This window comes from Micromonospora sp. NPDC023633, assembly GCF_040640035.1.
GTDB lineage: Bacteria > Actinomycetota > Actinomycetes > Mycobacteriales > Micromonosporaceae > Micromonospora.
This window is the reverse complement of record NZ_JBFABB010000049.1, coordinates 1-19,490: the sequence shown is the minus strand read 5'-3', so window position 1 is coordinate 19,490 and position 19,490 is coordinate 1. Positions and strand designations below refer to the sequence as shown.

Below are 19,490 nucleotides of genomic sequence, written 5' to 3'. Positions count from 1 at the left end.
GCAGTGTCGTCACTCACCGTACTAGCCGCGACAACCGCCGGTCAGCGAGCGGCTTGCCGCCGGTCTGGCACGTCGGGCAGTACTGGAGGCTCGAATCGGCGAACGAGACCTCGCGGACGGTGTCCCCGCAGACCGGGCAGGGCTGCCCCGTGCGGGCGTGCACCTTCAGTCCCGAGCGCTTCTCGCCCTTCAGCTCGGCCGCCTTCTGCCCGACCGACCGGCGCACCGCGTCGCCGAGCACCTCCCGCGTGGCCGCGTGCAGGGTCGCCAGCTGGTCGTCGGTCAGCCGGTGGGTCAGCGCGAACGGGGACAGCCTCGCCGCGTGCAGGATCTCGTCGGAGTACGCGTTGCCGACGCCGGAGAGCACGGTCTGGTCGGTGAGCACCCCCTTGACCTGGCCCTTGCGGCTGCGCATCCGCTCGGCGAAGGTTTCCAGGTCGGCGGCGAGCGCGTCCGGGCCCAGCCGCGCCACCCCGGGCACCGCCTGAGGGTCGGTGACCAGGTAGACGGCGAGGCTCTTCTGCGTTCCGGCCTCGGTCAGGTCGAAGCCGGAACCGTCGTCGAGGCGTACCCGCAGCGCGACCGGACCCTTGCCGGGGCGCAGCGGGGTGGCGGACCCGAACGCCTCCCGGTAGTGCAGCCAGCCCGCCCGGGCCAGGTGGACCACCACGTGCAGGTCGCCGTCGAGCACCACGTCGAGGAACTTGCCGTGCCGCCGGGCGTCCGTCACCGTCCGCCCCGCGGCGGCGGTCGGCGCCGGGTCGTACGTCTTCAGGGCGCTGATCGCGGCGACCTCCAACCGGTCGACGCGCCGCCCCACCGCGCGCTCGCGCAGGTACCCCGCGAGCGCCTCAACCTCCGGTAGTTCGGGCACCAACCAACGGTAGCCTTCTTTCCCGTGAGCGCGAGGAATGAGCTTGCGAGTCCCGCAGTCGCGAACGAAAGGCAAGCTGCGTGAGAATCGTGGTGGCGCACAACCGGTACCGGCAGGCCCAGCCCTCCGGTGAGAACACGATCGTCGACGCGGAGATCGCCCAGCTCACCGCGGCCGGGGTGGAGGTGCTGCCGTTCATCCGCAGCTCGGACGAGATCCCGTCGATGTCGAAGACGGCCAAGGCGCTGCTGCCGATCTCGCCGATCTGGGCGCCCCGCGCGCAGGAGGAGCTGAGCCGGCTCATCACCGAGCACCGGCCGGACGTGCTGCACCTGCACAACCCGTACCCCCTGATCTCGCCCTGGATCGTGCGGACCGCGCACCGGCACGGCGTGCCGGTGGTGCAGACGGTGCACAACTACCGTCAGGTCTGCTCCTCGGGGCTCTACTTCCGGGACGGGGTGATCTGCCAGGACTGCCGGGGCCGGGCCCTGGGGGTCCCGGCGATCGTGCACCGCTGCTACCGGGGCTCCCGGGCGCAGAGCGCCCTGATGGCGACCACGCTCGCCGTGCACCGGGGCACCTGGCGCTCGGTGGACCGGTTCGTCGCGCTCACCTCGGCGGTCGCCGACCACCTGCGCGACTACGGCATCCCGGCCGAGCGGATCGTGGTCAAGCCGAACGCGATCCCCGACCCGGGCCCCCCCACCGCGCCGGGCCAGGGGTTCCTCTTCCTCGGGCGGCTCTCCCCGGAGAAGGGCCTGGACCTGCTGCTGGACGCCTGGCGGCGGCACCCGGACGGCGCGCTCGGCCCGCTGCGCATCGCCGGCGACGGTGAGCTGCGCCCGCTGGTCGAGGCGGCGGCCGCGCAGCGGTCGGACGTGACCTACCTCGGCCCGCTGGACCGGGCCGGGGTGCGCGCCGCGCTGGAGGCGAGCGCGGTCGTGCTCGCCACCTCCACCTGGCACGACGTGCTGCCCACCGTGATCATCGAGGCGCTCGCCGCCGGCCGCCCGGTGCTCGGCACCGCCCTCGGCGGCATCCCGTACCTCGTCGGCGCCGACGCGCCCCGCGAGGCGGCCGGCACCGGCCCGGCCGCCGTCGCCAGCGCCGTGGCCGGGGGCGACGGGGCCTCGGCGCCCGCCGTGCCCCCCGTGTCTGCCGTGCCACCTGGGTCCGCCGTGCCTGCTGGGTCCGCCGTGCCCCCGGTGGCTGCCGTGCCCGGCGGGATCGTGGCGGGCGAGGCGGGCTGGGTGGTGCCCCCGGAGGCGACCGCCCTGGCCGCCGCGCTGCCGGTGGCCGCCGCCGGAGCCGCGGTGATCGCACCGGCCGCCCGGCTGCGCTACGAGCGGACCTTCCACCCCGACGTCGTCACCAGGCAGCTCGTCGACATCTACGCCGGCGTGATGCGTGCCGGAACTGCGGCCGGCCGCTGAGCGGACGCCACCGTCGGCACTCAGCGTGACGAAGCGCGCGGAGGCGCGCCAATCTCACGCACAGTAGTCAATGCCGTCCGGCATCCGGGCGCGAGGATCCGCCATTCCGGCCCGGATGGCCGCTGACCAGCGGTTCCGTCGTCGCGCGTGCCAACCCCCAGGTCGCCCCCTCTCACCCTTTGCTCTGCAGCCGCCGACGCACCAGCCACCCTCGGTAGCTGGTGCGCGGATGGATGCAGAGCAAAGGGGGCGGGGCGGGTGGTCGGGGGGCGGCCGGGACACGCCCATCTTGGTCACTGAGCGTCACCGTGTTGGCGGCGGCGGCTGGCAGCCGGGAGCCAGCAGTCAGCAGCCGGGCTTCGGCCCGCCAGGAGCGAGGAGCCGGCAGCCGGCAGTCAGGAAGCCGGCAGCTGGGAGTCGGCGTCAGGAGTCCGCAGCCGGGCTGTCGGCGGGCCAGCGGCCCGCCGGGCCGCAGGCCCGCGCCGCCCCGGGGCGGCAGACCGCAGCGGGCGGGGATCGTCGCCCTCCTCCCCCCCCCCCCCCCCCCCCCCCCCCGAACCGACAAGGAAGGGGCCGCACGCACCCCCACGGCGGGGGGGGGGGGGGCCCGCCGCCCCGCCGGGCCGCTGGCCCGCGCCGCGCCGGGGCGGCTCAGCGCAGCGAGGCGCGGGCCGAGAAGGCGATGCTGGCGAGGAGGAAGCCGCCGTTGACGATCGTGAACGCGACCATCACCCAGAGGACAAGGGCGGGGGCGAAGGCCAGCACCAGGCCGGCGGCGAAGATCACCGCGCCGTAGTCGCGGACCAGCTTCACGAGGCGTACGGGCAGCGAGGTCGAGGTGACCATGCTGGCGGCGTTCGGGCCGGCCTGCATCACCGAGGTGACCAGGTTGACCATCCAGGTGCCGGCGAAGACGGCGACCAGCCAGCTCGGCGTCGACGGCTCCTGCGCCACGGCCGTCGCCGCCAGCGCGGCCACCAGGGCGATCTGGGCGGCGACGTCGGCGAGCACGTCGACCCGGGCGCCGGCCGCGCTGCCCTGCCCGGTCACCCGGGCGAGCTGGCCATCGGCGCAGTCCAGGGAGTACGCGACCTGCCAGCCGACCAGGGCGAGCAGCCCGACCGCCCAGGCCGGCACGTCGCCGGCGGCGACCCGACCGGCGAGCGCGACCACGGTGACCGAGGTGGCCAGGCCGAGCACCAGGTTCGCGATGGTCAGCGCGGTCGGGCGCAGCCCGAGGCGCTGGGCGACGAGCGCGAAGACCGCGCCCAGCCACTGGCTGATCGATTCGCTGAACAGGCCGCCGCCCCGGTTCACCCGGTGGAAGTCGGCGACGGTGGGACGGGGCTCAGCCAAGGTGGTCGCGGATTGCACCGGCGTAGTCTGCCAGTCGCTCCCGCGTCTCGGTAGGCGACATCGCCAGGTGTTCGAGTATCGTGTAGCGGTCCGGCCGGGTCCGGGGCGCGAACTGCACGGCATCGACGAACTGCTCGTCGGTCAGGCCCAGGTCGGCCGGCGTGGTGGCGAGACCGTGCCGGTGCAGGCAGCGGGCGAGCCGACCGAACCGGTCGGTGTCTCCGCGCAGGAACGTGCAGAAGAGGGCGCCGAGCCCCACCTGCTCCCCGTGGGCGGCGGTGCCGGGGTGGAGCCGGTCGATCGCGTGCGAGATCTCGTGGTCCCCGCCGCTCGCGGGGCGCGTCGACCCGCACACCGAGCTGGCGATGCCGCCCATGATCAGCGCCTCGGCCAACGTGGTGAGGAAGCTGTCGTCGGTGATCTTGCCGGGGTGGTTGAGCAGCGCCTCGGCGCCCGTCCTGGCCAGGGTCACCGCGAGCCCGTCGATGGGCTCGCCGCGTACCTCGTGGGCCAGTTCCCAGTCGGCGCAGGCATTCAGGTTGCTCACCGCGTCGCCGATGCCGGCCTGGGTCTGCCGGTCCGGGCCATTCTCCACGAAGTCGAGGTCGACGATGACCGCGATCGGGATGTGCACCCCGTAGGAGCCCTTGCCGCCCTCGTGGTCGAGCGAGGCGGTCGGGGAGGCGATGCCGTCGTTCGCCAGGCTGGTCGCCACCGTCACCATCGGGATTCCGTAGCGGGTGGCCGCGTACTTGGCGGTGTCGATGGTCTTGCCGCCGCCGATCCCCACCACGGCGTCGTAGTGGCGGCGGCGCAGCCGGTCACCGAGATCGTTCGCCGCGTCGATGGTGCCGCCGACGACCGTGAAGACGTCGGCCGCGCCGAGCGACGGCCGGCACAGCTCGACGATCCGTTCGCCCTGCCCGGGGCCGACCACGACGGCCACGTCCCCGCCGGCCGAGATCCGCCGGTCGGCCAGCAGCGGCCCGAGGTCGGCCACCGCACCCCGCCGGACCTCGATGACGAGCGGGGTGTTGACCGTACGGGCTAGTAGCGGCACGCGATCTCCCGCGCCCGGGCCAGGTCGGCGTGGTTGTCGACCTCGACCCAGGAGACGTCGCCGATCGGCGCCGCCCGCACCTCGCCGCCCCGGTCGGCGAACTCCTGGTAGCCGTCCTCGTAGTAGAGGTTCGGGTCGCGCCGCCACGTCGCCTCCAGCGCGTCGGCGAGGGCGTCGGCCACCTGCGGCTCGATCAGCGTGGCGCCGATGTACTCCCCGTACGCGTCGCCCGGGTCCATCAGCTTGGTGATCCGGGTGAGCTGGCCGGCGGCGTCGAAGGTGGTCTTCATCTCCTCCTCGGCCAGCGGCTTGATGGTGTCGACGGCGAGCAGGATGCCGGGGCCGCGCTCGGCCAGCAGGGTCTTCTCCACGCTGACCGGGTGCACGGTGTCGCCGTTGACCAGCAGCACGCCCCGGGCGAAGTGCTCCCGGGCCAGCCACAGGGAGTAGGCGTTGTTCCACTCCTCGGCCTTGTCGTTGTGCACGAGGGTGAGCGTGACGCCGTACTTCTTCTCCAGCTCCGCCTGGCGGGAGACGACCGCGTCGGCGGCGTAGCCGACCACGATCACGATGTCGGTGAGCCCCACCTCGGCCAGGTTGCGCAGCGAGATGTCCAGGATGGTGGTGTCGCCGTCCACCGGCACCAACGCCTTGGGCAGGGTGTCGGTGTACGGGCGCAGCCGACGCCCCGCCCCGGCTGCGAGCACCATCCCGATCATTGAGGCGTCCTCCCTCGTACGACTCCCGGTCACCGCTGGAGGATAGCCCCGCGTGGCGGCACCGCTGCGGCCAACCGGGTCAGCCGGGCAGCGCCGCCAGGTCCGCCAGCACCCCGAGCCGCTCCTCGGCGGTCAGCACGGCGTACGGGGCGGCGGCCCGCCGGTCGGTCTCCAGCTCGATGGCGAGCTGCTCCGGGCCGGGCGGCAGGGCGGCGGCGCTCGCCGCGTCGTGCCCGGCGGCGGTCCACGCGGCGGCGTGCGCGTCGGCCCGGTGGTAGCGCATCGTGCCGAGCCGGTTCAGCAGCAGCACGCCGGGCGGGGTGCCGTCCGGCTCGTACGGCGGCGCCGTCGCGGCGAACGCCGCACCCGCCTCGGCGCCCTCCTCGTCGGCCAGCACCAGCGCGCACGTGAGTACCCGGCCGAACGCCTCCACCAGCCGCAGCACGCGGTCCTCGTGCCCCGCCCAGAGTTCCTCGGTGACCTCCGCGTGCACCTGCCAGATCTCGGCGAGGAAGGCCAGTCCGCGCTCGGTGGCGGAGAGCCCGCCCTCCGGGCTGCGGTGGATCATCCCGTACGCCACCTGCTTGTCCAGGGCCTTCCGGCAGTCGACCGGGTCGCGGTAGCGGGTGACCGCCGCGAAGCCGGCCTCGTCGACCGTCCCGCCCGGCGCCGCGAGGCGGGTGCGGAACTCCAGCAGGAAGCCGGTGGCCGCCGGCCCGCCGTACCGCTGGCTCAGCTCGGCGCCGCCGCCGTCGCGGCCGGCGAGGATGCCGGCGACGAACGCGCGGTCGACCGCCGGGGCGACCAGGCCGGCGAACCGGTGCGGCGCCAGCTCGACGGTGTCGTTCACAGACCGATCGAACGCAGGGCGGCGAAACCTTCGTCCGCGATCCGCCGGATGAGGCCGTCGTTGACGTCGCGGTGCTCGTCGAGCAGGTCCAGCTCGTCGGCGGCGAGCCACCGGAACTCGGTGTGCCTGCCCACCTCGAGCGTCGGCCGGGCCAGGTCGCCGTCGACCCGGACCAGCCAGTCGCGCTCGATGCGGGCCAGGCCGTCGTCGGCGACGTAGTGGTATTCCCCGACGTGGCCGAGCACGTGCGACACCGTCCAGCCGGTCTCCTCGGTCACCTCCCGGCGCAGCGCGTCCAGCCAGTCCTCGCCCGGTTCCAGGTGGCCGCCGACGATGTCCCAGCAGTTGGGAAAGATGCGCCGGTGGGGAGACCGTCGCTGGACGAAGAGTCGACCGTCGTCGTCGACGATCAGCGCGCCGGCGCAGCGCAGAGGCTCGGTGGACACGCCACGACAGTAGCGAGCAATGGCGTGTTCCGGCGACGCCCGGTCTTGTCCGGAGCAGCCCTCGGGCGCACCATGTCCCCTACCGGGTGCCACCGTCCCACAGGGGTGATGCGTGATGCAGGTTCGGGAAGCGATGTCCAGCGAGGTTCTCGTGGTCGGCCCGGAGCACACGCTCCGCCAGGCGGCCCGGATGATGTCGGCCCGCGGTGTCGGGTCGGCCGTCGTGATCGACCCGGATTCCGAGGGGGTCGGCATCATGACCGAACGCGACGTGCTCAAGGCCATCGGCGCCGACCTGGACTGCGACGTCGAGCGGACGGCCGCCCACCTGACCTGGGACGTGGTCTACGCCGGGCCGGAGTGGACGGTGGAGGAGGCGGCCGCGGCCATGGCCCGGGGCGGCTTCCGGCACCTGGTGGTGCTCGACGGGCGCGAGGTGGCCGGGGTGATCTCCGTCCGGGACATCATGCGGGTCTGGGCGGCCAGCCGGATGGCCGGGACGACCTGAGTCGCCGGTCGGCGGGGGTGTGGCGGGCCGATCGACGGGTAAGGATCCTCTGTGGGCGCGGACGGGCCGCGATCCGCGACGGAGGTCCTCATGCGTGGCGCGGATCGGCTGGTCGAGCAGCAGTACGCGATGCTCCTGCGGCGGGACGTGGCCCGGCTGCCGGACCTCTACGCGGCCGACGCCTTCTACTCCATGCCCGGCGTCACGGTGCGCCCGATCGAGTTGCCCGCCCTGCTGCGCACCTGGACCGGGGCCTTCCCGGACCTGACGGTCGACCCGATCGGGTCCGTGCAGACGGCCGGGGGCGCGGCCGTCGAGCAGCGGCTGACCGGCACCCACACCGGGGTGCTGCACACCCCGTTCGGCACCGTCGCGCCGACCGGCCGGCTGGTGAGCTGGGACGTGGTGGACGTCGTCCGGGTCCGGCGCGGCCGGATCGCGGCCTGGCGGTCCTACTTCGACTGGGGGCAGCTGATCGCGGCGCTCGGCCTGCACGTGGACGGGCTCTCCCGGGAGGCGCAGCACGACCCGCTCGGCCTTCCGGTCTGACCTGTCGCCGACCGGCCGACGCCGGTCACCCGTCCCGGTGGCTCAGGATGCGGACATCGCCGTGCCTTCCGCACGCACCCCGTCGCCTTCCGTACGCTGAACAGCCATGACCGCCGAGCAGCTGATCTCCTTCGCCCGTGGCGCTCCCTCGCTGGACATCGTCGATGTCGAGGGGCTCAAGGCCGCCGCCGTCCGCGCCTTCGACGCCGATCCCGCCGGGGTGACCGCGTACGGCACCTCCGTCGGATACCTTCCGCTGCGGCAGTGGATCGCCGAGAAGCACGGGGTCTCCGCCGACCAGGTGCTGATCACCAACGGGTCGTTGCAGGCGGACGCGTTCCTCTTCGACCACCTGGTCCGCCCCGGCGACGCGGTGGTGGTGGAGCGCCCGACGTACGACCGGACGCTGCTCAACCTCCAGCGGATGGGCAGCGAGCTGCACGGCGTCTCCATCCAGCCGGACGGGCTCGACACCGCCGAGCTGCGCAAGCTGCTGGAGTCGGGGGTGCGTCCCCGGCTGGCGCACGTCATCCCGAACTACCAGAACCCGGCCGGCGTGACCCTGAGCCTGGAGAAGCGCCGGGAGCTGCTCGACCTCGCCGCCGAGTACGAGTTCACGATCTTCGAGGACGACCCGTACGCCGACATCCGGTTCCGGGGCGAGGCGCTGCCGTCGATGCTCTCGCTGGACACTCGCGGCGTCGTGGTGCACGCCTCCAGCTTCACCAAGACGGTCTGCCCGGGCGTACGGGTCGGCTACCTGGTCGGTCCGGCGGACCTGATCGGCGACATCGCGAAGAAGGCGACCAGCCTCTACATCTCGCCGGGCATGGTCTCCGAGGCGATCGTGCACCAGTTCTGCGTCTCGGGCGACATCGAGCGCTCCATCGAGACCGTGCGCGCCGCGCTCGGCGAGCGGGCCCGGGTGCTGGCCGAGTCCCTGCGCCGGCACATCCCGGAGGCCCGCTTCGTGGAGCCGGACGGCGGCTACTTCCTCTGGGTCGAGCTGCCCGGGGACGTGGAGGTCGACAGGCTCGCGCCGGCGGCCGCCGAGCGCGGGGTCGCCGTGGTCAAGGGCAGCGACTTCGTCGTCGACGGCGGGCGGCACGCCCTGCGGCTGGCGTACTCGGCGGTGACCGCCGACCGGATCGACGAGGGCGTGCGGCGTCTGGCGGAGGCCATGGCGGCCGTACGGGGCTGAATTTCTGTCAGATTTCTGACAGTTGAACGATCGCGGTCGCCCCGGGTCTCCCGCCGGGGCGGCCGACGGCACACAATGCTGCGAGCGTCACTCACCACGTGTAGCGGAACTGACCGCCCGGTGCCGGCCCCCGCCGCGCCCGGCGACCGGACCGGGCCGGCCCGACCGGCGGCACGTGGAGCGGCGCGACCAGCACAACCCCCGCCCCCAAAGGGCGTCGGGTGGGCCGGGTCGTCCCCTCACCCCCCTGAAACGACCCGGCCCGCCCGGCGCCACCCTCCCGGCGATCGTCACCGGCGGTGATCATCGACGGCGGCGTACTGTTCACCCGCGGCAGCGCGTGGGAGGGGGCGTGATGACGGACCGGGGGCAGCAGGGGCGGACGGCCTCGCCGAACGGCGGACGGGTGCTCAGGCCCCGGGACTGGGTGGCGCCGGTGCGGGCGATGACCCGGCGGCTCAACTCCGACAACCCGCAGCAGGTCCCCGCCTCGGCCGGCCCGCAGCGCAGCGCGGTGGTCGACTGCGCCCTCTACGTCGACGGCCGCCGGAAGCCCGGCGACTGGCGGTACGCCGAGGCGCTCGCCGCCGCCCGCCGCGAGGAGCACGGCTTCGTCTGGCTCGGCCTGCACGAGCCGGAACTGGCCGAGATGACCGCCATCGCCGCCACGTACGGGCTGCACGAGCTGGCCGTCGAGGACGCGGTGAAGGCGCAGCAGCGCCCCAAGCTGGAGCAGTTCGGCGAGGTCAGCTTCCTGGTGCTGCGCACCGCCCGGTACTGCGAGCACGCCGAGCTGACCGAGCACTCCGAGGTCGTCGAGACCGGCCAGGTGATGCTCTTCATCGGCCCGAACTTCCTGATCAGCGTCCGGCACGGGGACGCCTGCCGGCTCGCACCCGTCCGGGCCGACCTGGAGACGAAGCAGGACCTGCTGCTCCAGGGGCCCTGGGCGGTGGCGTACGCGGTCACCGACCGGGTGGTGGACATCTACCTTGAGGTCGCCGACCGGTTGGAGGACGACCTCGACACGCTGGAGGCCGACGTGTTCGACCGCCAGTCCACCGGCCGGATCCAGCGGATCTACCAGATGAAGCGGGAGCTGGTGGAGTTCAAGCGGGCGGTGATGCCGCTGCAGCGCCCGCTGCTGACCCTCACCGCGCAGATGAACCGCGACGTGCCGAAGGAGATCCGCCGCTACTTTCGGGACGTGCAGGACCACCTGAGCCGCACCGTCGAGCAGGTCAACTCCTACGACGACCTGCTCAACTCCATCCTCCAGGCGCGGCTGGCCCAGGTCACGGTCGACCAGAACAACGACATGCGCAAGATCGCGGCGTGGGCCGCCATCGCCGCCGTCTGGACCGCCATCGCCGGCATCTACGGGATGAACTTCGAGGTCATGCCGGAGCTGAAGATGACGTACGGCTATCCCGTCGTCCTCGCTCTGATGCTCGGGATCTCGCTGGCCCTCTACCGCTGGTTCCGCCGCAACGGCTGGCTCTGACGGCCGCCGCCGGCACGGAAGCGCCGGCGGGACGGCCGAGAAGCCGCATCGCCGGCGCTTTCCGGGACCGACAGTGACGTCAGCGGCGGCCGTTGGTCCTGGCGCCGCCCTTGCCGAGCGCCTCGGTCAGGTCGTCCGCCGGACGCCCCGAGGTGTCCTTGGCGCCCTCGGCCACCGACGGGACCTTGTCCGTCGCGTGGACCGTCGGCTGCTTGCCGGGGGTGGTGGTGGAGGCGCTGTCGCCGCTGGCCACCGCCGAGCTGCCGGCGCCGGTCGGGCCGCCGGCCACGCCCGAGCCGCTCGACGTCGTCGACGCGTCGGTCACCGGGGTACGGATCTCCATCGTCTCCACCTCGTCACGCATCGGCTCCAGCTTGCGGGTCGGGTCGTACTCGGCCCACTCCTGCTGCTCCCGGCGCCGCCGCATCGCCATCGCGGCGACCCCGGCCACCGCGCCGGCCGCGAGCAGGCCCGTCATCATGGACCCGCCCCGACGGGAGCTCTTCTTCCGGGACGCCTTCATGTTCTTCGCCTTGGCCTTCCTGCTGGCCGCGGTCTGCCTGGCTGCGACGGCCTTCCGGCCGGTGACCGCCTTGCCCGCCGCCTCGGCCTGCGCCTTGCGGACGGCCAGGGCCAGCGGCGCGAGCGCGGCGACCGTGGACGCGAGGCCGCTGGACGCGCGGTCGCGCACGATGACGGCCGTCGGCGCGACGGCGCCCCGGGCCGCCTGGACCCGCGGGGCGACGGTGGCGCCGGCACCCTTCGCGGCGTACGTCGCGGCCTGCCTCAGGTGACCGAGGCCCTGGTTCAGCTCCACCTTGGCCAGCTGCCCCTGGGTCTTTCGCCGCCCGATTCCAAACACGGTCCCACCTCCTGGGAGTTGTTCCTTCGTCATCCTCCACCTTCGGATGCCTCCGCACTGCCAGATCGGGCACATGGGAGGATCCGCATGGAACTGACCAACGAGTGAGGAGTACCCGTGGCCGAGGCTGTCTACGCCACCTTGCACACCAACGCTGGCCCGATCCGGCTGGAGCTCTTCCAGAACCACGCCCCGAAGACCGTCAAGAACTTCGTCGACCTGGCGGAGGGCAACCGCGAATACACCGACCCGCGTACGGGTCAGCCGGGCAGCGGGCCGTACTACGACGGCACCATCTCGCACCGGGTGATCGGTGGCTTCATGATCCAGATGGGCGACCCGACCGGCACCGGTCGCGGTGGCCCGGGTTACAAGTTCGGTGACGAGTTTCACCCGGAGCTGCGCTTCGACCGGCCGTACCTGCTGGCGATGGCGAACGCCGGGCCGGGCACCAACGGCTCGCAGTTCTTCATCACCGTCTCGCCGACGCCGCACCTGAACAACCGGCACACCATCTTCGGGCAGGTGGCCGACGAGCAGTCCGCGAAGGTCGTCGACGCGATCGCCAACACCCCGACCGGCCCGAACGACCGGCCGCTGCAGGACGTCGTCATCGAGCGGGTCGAGATCGAGCGCACCGCTGCCTGAACGGTCCGCGAGGTACCTTTGCCGACATGACTGAGCGCTCCGAGGGCCGGGACCGGTTGGTGGGCCGCGTGGTCCGCGACGGCGGGCGGGCGCGGTGAGCGAGTCGCCACCCACCACCCCGGTCTGCTACCGGCACCCCGGCCGGGAGACGTACGTGCGGTGCACCCGCTGCGACCGGCCGATCTGCCCGGACTGCATGCGGGAGGCGTCGGTCGGGTTCCAGTGCCCGGAGTGCGTGGCGGAGGGACGTCGTAGCGTGCGGCCGGCGCGTACCGCCTTCGGTGGCGGTGCCGCCGGCCGGCACGGCTACGTCACCAAGGCGCTGATCGCGCTCAACGTGCTGATGATGCTGCTCTCCATCGCCTCCGACCGGGGCGGGGACGCGGCGGTCGGCGGCTCCGGCTTCGGCGGCCTGATGGGCGGCAGCACCCCGCTGACCGACTGGGGCTCCGTGCTCGGCGGCGCGCTCTTCCCGGACGGCACGGTCGGCGGCATCGCCGAGGGCGAGTGGTACCGCCTGGTCACCGCGATGTTCCTGCACTACGGCGTGGTCCACCTGCTGCTGAACATGTGGGCGCTGTGGGTGCTCGGCCGGTCGCTGGAGGCCAGCCTCGGGCCGCTGCGGTTCCTGGCGCTCTACCTGGTCGCCGGGCTGGGCGGGAACGTCGCCGCCTACCTGTTCAGCGAGCAGAACCAGCTCACCGCCGGCGCCTCGACGTCGATCTTCGGCCTGTTCGCCGCGCTGGTGGTCATCGAACGGAAGATGGGGCGGGACATTTCCCAGGTGCTCCCCGTCCTGGTGATCAACCTGGTCTTCACGTTCACCGTGCCGGGCATCTCGATCCCCGGGCACCTGGGCGGCCTGGTGGTCGGCGGGCTGCTGGCGTTCGTGTTCGCGTACGCCCCGCGGTCGCGGCGGACGCTGGTGCAGCTCGCGGGCGGCGCGGTGATCGTGGCGGCGCTGGTCGGCCTGGCCATGGTCCGCACCGCGGCCATCGTCGGCGGCTGACCTCCGGCCCGGTCCCCGCCTTCCGGGCGCGGGCCGGCCGGGGCCGCCGCCGCGACCCGGTGCGCGGCGCCGCTCAGCGCGGGCGGGCCTCGTGCAGGGCCTCGGCGACCTCGGCGGGATCCGCGCCGAGGTCGTGGCGGCCGAGGAGGTGCAGCGACTCCCCCGCGTCGATCTCCAGCAGCTCGCTGGTCAGGCCCCGCCGCGCGCGGCGGTCCACGGTCACCTTCTCGACCGCCGACCAGGGCAGCCGCCGGCGCCCCGCGAAGCCCTGGACGACCGTGATCCCGTCCGGGTCGACCGCGAGCCGGACGGGCGCCACCAGGTCGCGCGCCGCCCAGCCGGCGAGCCCGGCGGCCGTGAGCACGGCCAGCGCCAACCGGATCCGGTCGCCCCCGTCGAGGAACAGCGCCAGCGCGAGCAGCGCGACCGCGCCGGCCAGCTTGAGCGCCGGCAGGGCGGGCGGCACCCGCCACTGCCGGGCCGGGGCCGGGTCTGGATGCATCCGTTCAGCATGCCAGGGCACCGGGGGAGGACGCCCGGCCCGCCGAGGACGTAGGATCGGGGCCAGCCCAAGTTACCGGGGAGTAGTCATGAGTGACGCAGTCATCGTCGGCGCGGTACGCACCCCGGTGGGGCGGCGCAAGGGCAGCCTGGCGGCCGTGCACCCGGTCGACCTCTCGGCGCACGTGCTGCGCGCCCTCGCCGAGCGCACCGGCATCGATCCGGCGCTGGTCGACGACGTGGTCTGGGGTTGCGTCTCGCAGGTCGGCGACCAGTCGTGGAACGTCGCCCGCAACGGCGTGCTCGCCGCCGGATGGCCCGAGTCGGTGCCCGGCACCACGCTCGACCGGCAGTGCGGCTCCAGCCAGCAGGCCCTGCACTTCGCCGCCGCCACCGTCCTCTCCGGCCAGGCCGACCTGGTCGTCGCCGGCGGCGTCGAGTCGATGACCCGGGTCGCGATGGGCTCCAGCGTGGCCGGCGGGTCGCCCTTCAGCGACCAGTTGCGCGACCGCTACCGCGGCGTCGAGGGCTTCGCCGACGACGCGCCGCTGCCGTTCAACCAGGGCGTCGGGGCGGAGCTGATCGCCGAGCGCTGGCGCCTCTCCCGCGCGCAGCTCGACGAGTTCGCCCTCGCCAGCCACGAGAAGGCCGCCGCCGCGCAGGACGCCGGGGCCTTCGACGCCGAGATCGCCCCGGTCGCCCTGGCCGACGGCGGCAAGTTCGCCGCCGACGAGGGCATCCGGCGGGACACCTCGCTGGAGAAGCTCGGCGAGCTGGCCACCCCGTTCCGCCCCGACGGCGTCGTGACCGCCGGCTCCGCGTCGCAGATCTCCGACGGCGCGGCGGCGCTCGCCGTCACCACCAGCGAGTGGGCCAGCCGGCACGGCCTGCGCCCGCTGGCCCGGGTGCACACCGCCGTCGTCGCCGCCGACGACCCCGTCACCATGCTCACCGCGCCCATCCCGGCCACCGCGAAGGCGCTGCGCCGCGCGGGGCTGGGCATCGAGGAGATCGGGGTGTACGAGGTGAACGAGGCGTTCGCGCCGGTGCCGCTGGCCTGGCTGGCGGAGACCGAGGCGGACCCGGAGCGGCTCAACCCGCGCGGCGGCGCGATCGCCCTCGGCCACCCGCTCGGCGGCTCCGGCGCCCGGATCATGACCACCATGCTCGCCCACATGCGGGACAACGACATCCGCTACGGCCTCCAGACGATGTGCGAGGGCGGCGGCATGGCCAACGCGACCATCGTCGAGCTGCTGTAGGCGGCGGGAAAACCCCTGGCCCGGTGGCGGGGCGGCGGTTAGGTTGCCGGGCGTGACCGACGCCGCCACGCCACGCGCCGACTGGGCCGACCCGCACTGGCGGGACACCGCGCTCGACTGGATCGGCGACCGGCTCGGTCGGCACGGCCGCCGGATCACCGGGCCGGTCGAGCCCCGGGTGCGGCCCTGGTCGCTGGTCTGGCGGGTGCCCACCGACGCCGGGGACGTCTGGTTCAAGGCGAACAACCCCGGCACCCGGCACGAGGCCGCGCTGCTGACCGCGTTGGCCCGGCTCGTGCCCGGTTGGGTGCTCGACCCCGTCGCCGTGGACGCCGACCGCGGCTGGTCCCTGCTGCCCGACGGCGGCCGGACGCTGCGCGACGCGCTGGGCGGCGACCGGAGCCTGCTGCCCCGCTGGGAGCGGGTCCTGCCGGAGTACGCCGACCTCCAGCGCGCGGTCGCGCCCGGGGTCGGCGAACTGCTCGCCCTCGGCGTACCCGACCACCGGCCGGAGGCGCTGCCGGGGCTGTTCGAGGCGCTGCTCGACGACGAGGAGGCGCTGCTGCTCGGGGCGGCGGACGGGCTCACCGCCGAGGCGTACGAGCGGCTGCGCGCCCACCGCTCCGCGTTCGCCGAGGACTGCCGGCGGCTGGCCGCCTCGGGCGTCGCGCCGACGCTCCAGCACGACGACCTGCACGACGGCAACGTCTTCGTCGTGGGCGACGGACACCGCTTCTTCGACTGGGGCGACGCCTCGGTGGCCCACCCGTTCGGTACCCTGCTGGTGACGCTGAACTCGGTCGCGGACGCGTTCGGGCTGCCCGAGGGCGACCCGGCGCTGGCGCGGCTGCGCGACGCCTACCTGGAGCCGTGGTCGGCCGGGCACGACCGGGCGACGCTGCGCGAGGCGGCCCGCCTGGCCGTCCGCGTCACCCGGGTCAGCCGGGCGCTCTCCTGGCGCCGCGCCCTCTCCGGCCCCGACCCGGCCCGGGCGGAGTACGCGTCCGCGGTGCCCGGCTGGTTGCAGGAGCTGTTCGCGCCGGACCCGGTCTGAGCCGGCGCGGAAAGGTGCAGCCGGCTGGGCCTTCCGGCGGCCGGTCCCGAAGCCGGACAGGCGGTGCGACGCGCGCGCGTGGAAGTTCCAAAATTCCCGCGTGACCCACGTCACCCCAGGTCGCACCTCGTTGGGCAGGGCATGGACGTCTTCTCCCGAACGTTCCTCCCGGCCGCCTCCGAGGCCGGGCTGGCGGTGCAGACCGCCACCCGGCACATGCCGGTCTTCCGACGCTGCGTCGGCTCCGGCGACGCCACCATCCTCGTCACCCGGTGCGCCCGGCCGGACCGCCCGATGGCCGGCGAGTACCTCCTCCTGCTGACCCACCGACGGCTGGTCGTCACCCAGCAGACCCGCGTGCTGCACCGGCTGCGCCTGCACCTCAACACGGAGCTGCGGGAGCTCAGCAACGTCACCTGGAGCCCCGACCCGCGCCTGCACTCGGTCGAGCTGGCCGCCACCGCGATCGACGGGATCCGCGAGCGGTTCCTCATCCGCACCCGCCACCCCAAGCAGGTGTGGCAGCTCGACGCGCTGCTCAACCACGCCTTCCGGACCCGGCTGCGGACCCCCCGGGAGCGGCTCGTCGCCACCATCGGCGAGACGCCGCCGGTCGCGCGGCCCGCGGCCTTCCGTCCCGCCGTGGTGCGCTGACCGCCTTCTTACCGAACCCGAACATCCGCTGCCCCTCCGGCGGGGCCGCGTCGGCAATCATGGGCCGGTGACCGTCGACGCCCCGCCTCGCGGGCTCGTCCTCGTGGTGGAGGACGAGCCGGCCATCGCCGACCTGGTCCGGCTCTACCTGAGCCGGGACGGCTTCGGCGTCCACCTGGAACGGGACGGGGCGGCCGGGCTGGCCGCCGCCCGCCGGCTGCGCCCGGTGGCCTGCGTCCTCGACATCGCGCTGCCCGGCCTGACCGGCACCGAGGTCTGCCGGCGCCTGCGCGAGGCCGGCGACTGGACGCCGGTCATCTTCCTCACCGCCCGCGACGACGAGGTGGACCGCGTCGTCGGGCTGGAGCTGGGGGCGGACGACTACGTCACCAAGCCGTTCAGCCCCCGCGAGCTGGTCGCCCGGGTGCGGGCGGTGCTGCGGCGCAGCGCCGGCACGCCCGAGGGGACGGGCCTGCCCCGGGTCGTCGGCGCGGTGGCCCTCGACCCGACCCGCCGGACGGTGACCGCCGCGGGCACCCCGGTCCAGCTCACCTCCACCGAGTTCGACCTGCTGGCGTACCTGATGGCCCGACCGGGCCGGGTCTTCACCAGGGAGGAACTGCTCGCCGGCGTCTGGGGGTACGCGGCGCACGCCGGCACCCGCACCGTCGACGTGCACGTCGCGCAGGTCCGGGCGAAGCTGGGCGCGGCCGGCGTGATCCGCACCCACCGGGGCGTCGGGTACGCCGCCGATGGCTGAGCCGACCGGCGCGCCGCCGCCAGCGCCGCGGCATCGTCCCGGCCGGACGCTGACCTCCCGCGCGGTGCTGGTCACCTGCGCGGTCGCCCTGGTCTCGGTGCTGGTCACCGCGATCGTCGCGGTGCCCCTGGCGGTACGCGGCGTGGAACGGCGCGACCAGGAGGCGCTGGCCGCCCAGGCCCGGCTCGCGGCCGAGGTGCTGCGCCCCCGGCTGGAGACCGGCCGAACCGCCGACGAGGAACGGCTCGTCCGGCAGCTGAACGCCCAGGGCGTCGACGCCTACCTGGTCCGGGGCGGGGTCGCCGAGCGCCCCGGCCTGCCGCCGCGCGTGGTGCGGCGCGTCGCCGAGGGGCGCAACGTGTCGACCCGCCGCCCGCTCGACGGGCGGCGCACGCTGATCGAGGGACGCGCCCTGCCCGGCGGCAACGGGGTGGTGCTGACCCGTACCCGGCCCACGGCGCCGTGGCGGCAGGTCGTGCCCAGCCTCTGGCTGCCGCTGCTGGCGGGGCTCGCCGCCGGGGTGGTCGCCGGGCTGCTGCTCGCCCGCAGGCTGGCCCGACCGATCCGGCGCGCCGCCGACGCCGCCGCCCGGCTGCGCGCCGGGGACCGGGCGGTACGCGTGCCGGTGGAGCCGCCCGACGAGGTGGCCGACCTGGCGTACGCGCTGAACGGGCTGGCCGCCGCGCTGGCCACGAGCGAGGGCCGGCAGCGGGAGTTCCTGCTCTCCGTCTCGCACGAGCTGCGTACCCCGTTGACGGCGATCCGGGGCTACGCCGAGGCACTGGCCGACGGGGTGATCGGGCCGGCGGACGCGGCCGGCGCCGGTCGTACCGTGCTCGCGGAGGCGCAGCACCTGGACCGGCTGGTCAGCGACCTGCTGGCGTTGGCCCGGCTGGAGGCCGCCGACTTCCCGCTCGAACCGGTCCCGGTGGACCTCGCCCGGCTGGCCGCCGACGCGGGTCGGACCTGGGCCGACCGGTGCGCGGCGGTGGGGGTGCCGTTCCGCGCGGAGGTTCCGGACGCCGCGGTGCCGGCGTACACCGATCCGGGTCGGATCCGGCAGGTGGTGGACGGGCTGCTGGAGAACGCGCTGCGGGTCGTGCCGCCGGGGGCGCCGATAGTGCTCGCGGTCCGGGCGGCCGGCGCGGACCCGGTGGCGGGCGGCGTCGTCGAGGTCCGTGACGGCGGACCGGGCTTCACCGACGACGACCTGGCGGTGGCCTTCGAGCGCGGCGCCCTGCACCAGCGCTACCGGGGGGTGCGCAAGGTCGGCAGCGGGTTGGGGCTGGCGCTCGCCGCCGGCCTGGTCCGCCGGCTCGGCGGGGAGATCGCGGCCGGGCACGCCCCGGAGGGCGGCGCGGCGTTCACCGTCCGGCTGCCGGCGGATCCTTACCAGACCCGAACATCGGCCTGACCTGTCGCTCGCGGGGCGGCGGGAGGCTTGGGCCCCACGGACGAGAGGGAGACTCATGGCACGTTGGGGAATCGTCACCACCACGCTGCTCGCGGCGGTCGCGCTCGGCGTCGGCGGCTGCGGCGCCGCCGGGCCGGCCGGTCAGCCGGCCCGGGAGACCGCCGTCGAGGTCGCCGCGGCGTTGGGCGCGGAGGGTCAGGCGCTGGCCGCGATGGGCTTCGACGCCGGCGACCTGGACGTCGACGCCCTCGCCGCCCCCGCCTCGCCGGAGGCGTCGCCGGGCGCGGCCGGGCAGCAGCGGCGGGAGCGCGCGGAGGAGCGGCGCGAGCGCCGGCAGGCCCGGGTGCTGTTGCGCCGGGGCGCCCTGCACGGCGAGGCCGTGGTGCGGACGAAGGACGGCGGTACGCGGACCGTCGCCGTGCAGCGGGGCGAGGTGACCGCGGTCGACGGCGACTCGATGACCGTGAAGTCCACCGACGGTTTCACCATGACCTGGACCTTCGGCGACAAGCTGCGCGTCGTGGAGCGCCGCACGACGATCCGGTCCGCCGACGTCGCGGTCGGTACGACGGTCGGCGTGGCCGGCGCCAAGGAGGGCGACGGCGGGGTCGCCCGCCTGATCGTCGTGCCGGCCAGGCAGAAGTAGGGGAGCGTGGCCCGTCGGACGGCGGGCCACGGCCCGCCGGTCCGCGCGGGCGGTGCCGCCCGGGGAGGCGGCTCATGCCCGTCCTGGACGCGGTGGCCCGGTTCAACACGGCGCTCGGGCGGATCGGCAACCTCGCCTCGGACGGCGGGCCCATCCTCGGCCTGGACTCCCGGGACC

The 19,490-nt window shown here is 74.6% G+C and carries 21 protein-coding genes; 13 read left to right on the top strand and 8 right to left on the bottom strand.

Annotated elements, in window-relative coordinates; translation table 11 throughout:
* Window positions 1-13: 13 nt before the first annotated feature.
* Complete coding sequence (locus AB0G13_RS17195) at window positions 14-874, bottom strand: DNA-formamidopyrimidine glycosylase family protein (protein ID WP_357875170.1); 861 nt, start codon at window positions 872-874, stop codon at window positions 14-16.
* A gap of 80 nt (window positions 875-954) precedes the next feature.
* Here AB0G13_RS17195 and AB0G13_RS17190 point away from each other — a divergent pair, with 80 nt between their 5' ends.
* Window positions 955-2,310 carry a glycosyltransferase gene (locus AB0G13_RS17190; RefSeq protein WP_357875168.1) on the top strand — a complete coding sequence of 452 codons (1,356 nt, stop codon included), beginning with the start codon at window positions 955-957 and terminating at the stop codon, window positions 2,308-2,310.
* 651 nt (window positions 2,311-2,961) lie between these two features.
* Here AB0G13_RS17190 and AB0G13_RS17185 read toward each other — a convergent pair.
* The 5 genes from AB0G13_RS17185 to AB0G13_RS17165 form a co-directional block, all read right to left on the bottom strand.
* The gene (locus tag AB0G13_RS17185) at window positions 2,962-3,684 is read right to left on the bottom strand and encodes a CDP-alcohol phosphatidyltransferase family protein (RefSeq protein ID WP_357875166.1); all 723 of its coding nucleotides are present in this window, start codon (window positions 3,682-3,684) and stop codon (window positions 2,962-2,964) included.
* Window positions 3,659-4,726 carry an iron-containing alcohol dehydrogenase family protein gene (locus AB0G13_RS17180; RefSeq protein ID WP_121397506.1) on the bottom strand — a complete coding sequence of 356 codons (1,068 nt, stop codon included), beginning with the start codon at window positions 4,724-4,726 and terminating at the stop codon, window positions 3,659-3,661. The genes AB0G13_RS17185 and AB0G13_RS17180 overlap by 26 nt, the downstream gene beginning before the upstream one ends.
* Window positions 4,714-5,445 carry a phosphocholine cytidylyltransferase family protein gene (locus AB0G13_RS17175; RefSeq protein ID WP_357875223.1) on the bottom strand — a complete coding sequence of 244 codons (732 nt, stop codon included), beginning with the start codon at window positions 5,443-5,445 and terminating at the stop codon, window positions 4,714-4,716. Before AB0G13_RS17175 ends, AB0G13_RS17180 begins: the two co-directional genes overlap by 13 nt.
* A gap of 79 nt (window positions 5,446-5,524) precedes the next feature.
* Window positions 5,525-6,295 carry a hypothetical protein gene (locus tag AB0G13_RS17170; RefSeq protein WP_357875164.1) on the bottom strand — a complete coding sequence of 257 codons (771 nt, stop codon included), beginning with the start codon at window positions 6,293-6,295 and terminating at the stop codon, window positions 5,525-5,527.
* Window positions 6,292-6,741 (bottom strand): NUDIX domain-containing protein, encoded by a 450-nt coding sequence (locus tag AB0G13_RS17165; protein WP_357875162.1) that lies wholly within the window; start codon window positions 6,739-6,741, stop codon window positions 6,292-6,294. Before AB0G13_RS17165 ends, AB0G13_RS17170 begins: the two co-directional genes overlap by 4 nt.
* 115 nt (window positions 6,742-6,856) lie before the next feature.
* Here AB0G13_RS17165 and AB0G13_RS17160 point away from each other — a divergent pair, with 115 nt between their 5' ends.
* The 4 genes from AB0G13_RS17160 (at window position 6,857) to corA (ending at window position 10,503) form a co-directional block, all read left to right on the top strand.
* Window positions 6,857-7,249 (top strand): CBS domain-containing protein, encoded by a 393-nt coding sequence (locus AB0G13_RS17160; protein ID WP_357875160.1) that lies wholly within the window; start codon window positions 6,857-6,859, stop codon window positions 7,247-7,249.
* A 90-nt stretch (window positions 7,250-7,339) separates the two neighbouring features.
* Window positions 7,340-7,798, top strand: coding sequence for an ester cyclase (locus tag AB0G13_RS17155; RefSeq protein ID WP_357875158.1), 459 nt, complete (start codon window positions 7,340-7,342; stop codon window positions 7,796-7,798).
* Window positions 7,799-7,904: 106 nt separating this feature from the next.
* Window positions 7,905-8,999, top strand: a complete 1,095-nt coding sequence (locus tag AB0G13_RS17150; protein WP_357875156.1) for a PLP-dependent aminotransferase family protein — start codon at window positions 7,905-7,907, stop codon at window positions 8,997-8,999.
* 355 nt (window positions 9,000-9,354) lie between these two features.
* Window positions 9,355-10,503: a magnesium/cobalt transporter CorA gene (corA, locus tag AB0G13_RS17145; protein ID WP_357875154.1), complete on the top strand. Its 1,149-nt coding sequence runs from the start codon at window positions 9,355-9,357 to the stop codon at window positions 10,501-10,503.
* Between the two features lie 79 nt (window positions 10,504-10,582).
* Here corA and AB0G13_RS17140 read toward each other — a convergent pair whose 3' ends face one another.
* Complete coding sequence (locus AB0G13_RS17140) at window positions 10,583-11,398, bottom strand: hypothetical protein (RefSeq protein WP_357875152.1); 816 nt, start codon at window positions 11,396-11,398, stop codon at window positions 10,583-10,585.
* 84 nt (window positions 11,399-11,482) lie between these two features.
* Here AB0G13_RS17140 and AB0G13_RS17135 point away from each other — a divergent pair, with 84 nt between their 5' ends.
* Both AB0G13_RS17135 and AB0G13_RS17130 read left to right on the top strand, forming a co-directional pair.
* Complete coding sequence (locus AB0G13_RS17135) at window positions 11,483-12,013, top strand: peptidylprolyl isomerase (RefSeq protein ID WP_357875150.1); 531 nt, start codon at window positions 11,483-11,485, stop codon at window positions 12,011-12,013.
* 94 nt (window positions 12,014-12,107) lie between these two features.
* Complete coding sequence (locus tag AB0G13_RS17130; protein WP_357875148.1) at window positions 12,108-13,022, top strand: rhomboid family intramembrane serine protease; 915 nt, start codon at window positions 12,108-12,110, stop codon at window positions 13,020-13,022.
* A gap of 73 nt (window positions 13,023-13,095) precedes the next feature.
* Here AB0G13_RS17130 and AB0G13_RS17125 read toward each other — a convergent pair whose 3' ends face one another.
* Window positions 13,096-13,524, bottom strand: coding sequence for a PH domain-containing protein (locus AB0G13_RS17125; protein ID WP_357875146.1), 429 nt, complete (start codon window positions 13,522-13,524; stop codon window positions 13,096-13,098).
* 88 nt (window positions 13,525-13,612) lie between these two features.
* Here AB0G13_RS17125 and AB0G13_RS17120 point away from each other — a divergent pair, with 88 nt between their 5' ends.
* The 6 genes from AB0G13_RS17120 (at window position 13,613) to AB0G13_RS17095 (ending at window position 19,313) form a co-directional block, all read left to right on the top strand.
* On the top strand, window positions 13,613-14,785 hold the full coding sequence (locus AB0G13_RS17120; protein WP_357875144.1) for an acetyl-CoA C-acyltransferase: 1,173 nt from the start codon (window positions 13,613-13,615) through the stop codon (window positions 14,783-14,785).
* Between the two features lie 52 nt (window positions 14,786-14,837).
* A complete protein-coding gene (locus AB0G13_RS17115; protein ID WP_357875142.1) occupies window positions 14,838-15,839 on the top strand; it encodes a phosphotransferase in 1,002 nt (333 codons plus the stop codon).
* A gap of 141 nt (window positions 15,840-15,980) precedes the next feature.
* Window positions 15,981-16,493, top strand: coding sequence for a hypothetical protein (locus tag AB0G13_RS17110; protein WP_357875140.1), 513 nt, complete (start codon window positions 15,981-15,983; stop codon window positions 16,491-16,493).
* Between the two features lie 67 nt (window positions 16,494-16,560).
* The gene (locus AB0G13_RS17105) at window positions 16,561-17,253 is read left to right on the top strand and encodes a response regulator transcription factor (RefSeq protein ID WP_357875138.1); all 693 of its coding nucleotides are present in this window, start codon (window positions 16,561-16,563) and stop codon (window positions 17,251-17,253) included.
* Window positions 17,246-18,667, top strand: coding sequence for a HAMP domain-containing sensor histidine kinase (locus tag AB0G13_RS17100; RefSeq protein ID WP_357875136.1), 1,422 nt, complete (start codon window positions 17,246-17,248; stop codon window positions 18,665-18,667). Before AB0G13_RS17105 ends, AB0G13_RS17100 begins: the two co-directional genes overlap by 8 nt.
* Window positions 18,668-18,722: 55 nt before the next feature.
* The gene (locus tag AB0G13_RS17095; RefSeq protein WP_357875134.1) at window positions 18,723-19,313 is read left to right on the top strand and encodes a hypothetical protein; all 591 of its coding nucleotides are present in this window, start codon (window positions 18,723-18,725) and stop codon (window positions 19,311-19,313) included.
* Window positions 19,314-19,490: the final 177 nt, after the last annotated feature.

Coding starts and splice junctions, on each gene's coding strand:
- AB0G13_RS17175 (WP_357875223.1), bottom strand. CDS start 5,445: ATGATCGGGATGGTGCTCGCAGCCGGGGCGGGGCGTCGGCTGCGCCCG.
- AB0G13_RS17160 (WP_357875160.1), top strand. CDS start 6,857: ATGCAGGTTCGGGAAGCGATGTCCAGCGAGGTTCTCGTGGTCGGCCCG.
- AB0G13_RS17155 (WP_357875158.1), top strand. CDS start 7,340: ATGCGTGGCGCGGATCGGCTGGTCGAGCAGCAGTACGCGATGCTCCTG.
- AB0G13_RS17150 (WP_357875156.1), top strand. CDS start 7,905: ATGACCGCCGAGCAGCTGATCTCCTTCGCCCGTGGCGCTCCCTCGCTG.
- corA (WP_357875154.1), top strand. CDS start 9,355: ATGACGGACCGGGGGCAGCAGGGGCGGACGGCCTCGCCGAACGGCGGA.
- AB0G13_RS17140 (WP_357875152.1), bottom strand. CDS start 11,398: ATGACGAAGGAACAACTCCCAGGAGGTGGGACCGTGTTTGGAATCGGG.
- AB0G13_RS17125 (WP_357875146.1), bottom strand. CDS start 13,524: ATGCATCCAGACCCGGCCCCGGCCCGGCAGTGGCGGGTGCCGCCCGCC.
- AB0G13_RS17120 (WP_357875144.1), top strand. CDS start 13,613: ATGAGTGACGCAGTCATCGTCGGCGCGGTACGCACCCCGGTGGGGCGG.
- AB0G13_RS17110 (WP_357875140.1), top strand. CDS start 15,981: ATGGACGTCTTCTCCCGAACGTTCCTCCCGGCCGCCTCCGAGGCCGGG.
- AB0G13_RS17100 (WP_357875136.1), top strand. CDS start 17,246: ATGGCTGAGCCGACCGGCGCGCCGCCGCCAGCGCCGCGGCATCGTCCC.
- AB0G13_RS17095 (WP_357875134.1), top strand. CDS start 18,723: ATGGCACGTTGGGGAATCGTCACCACCACGCTGCTCGCGGCGGTCGCG.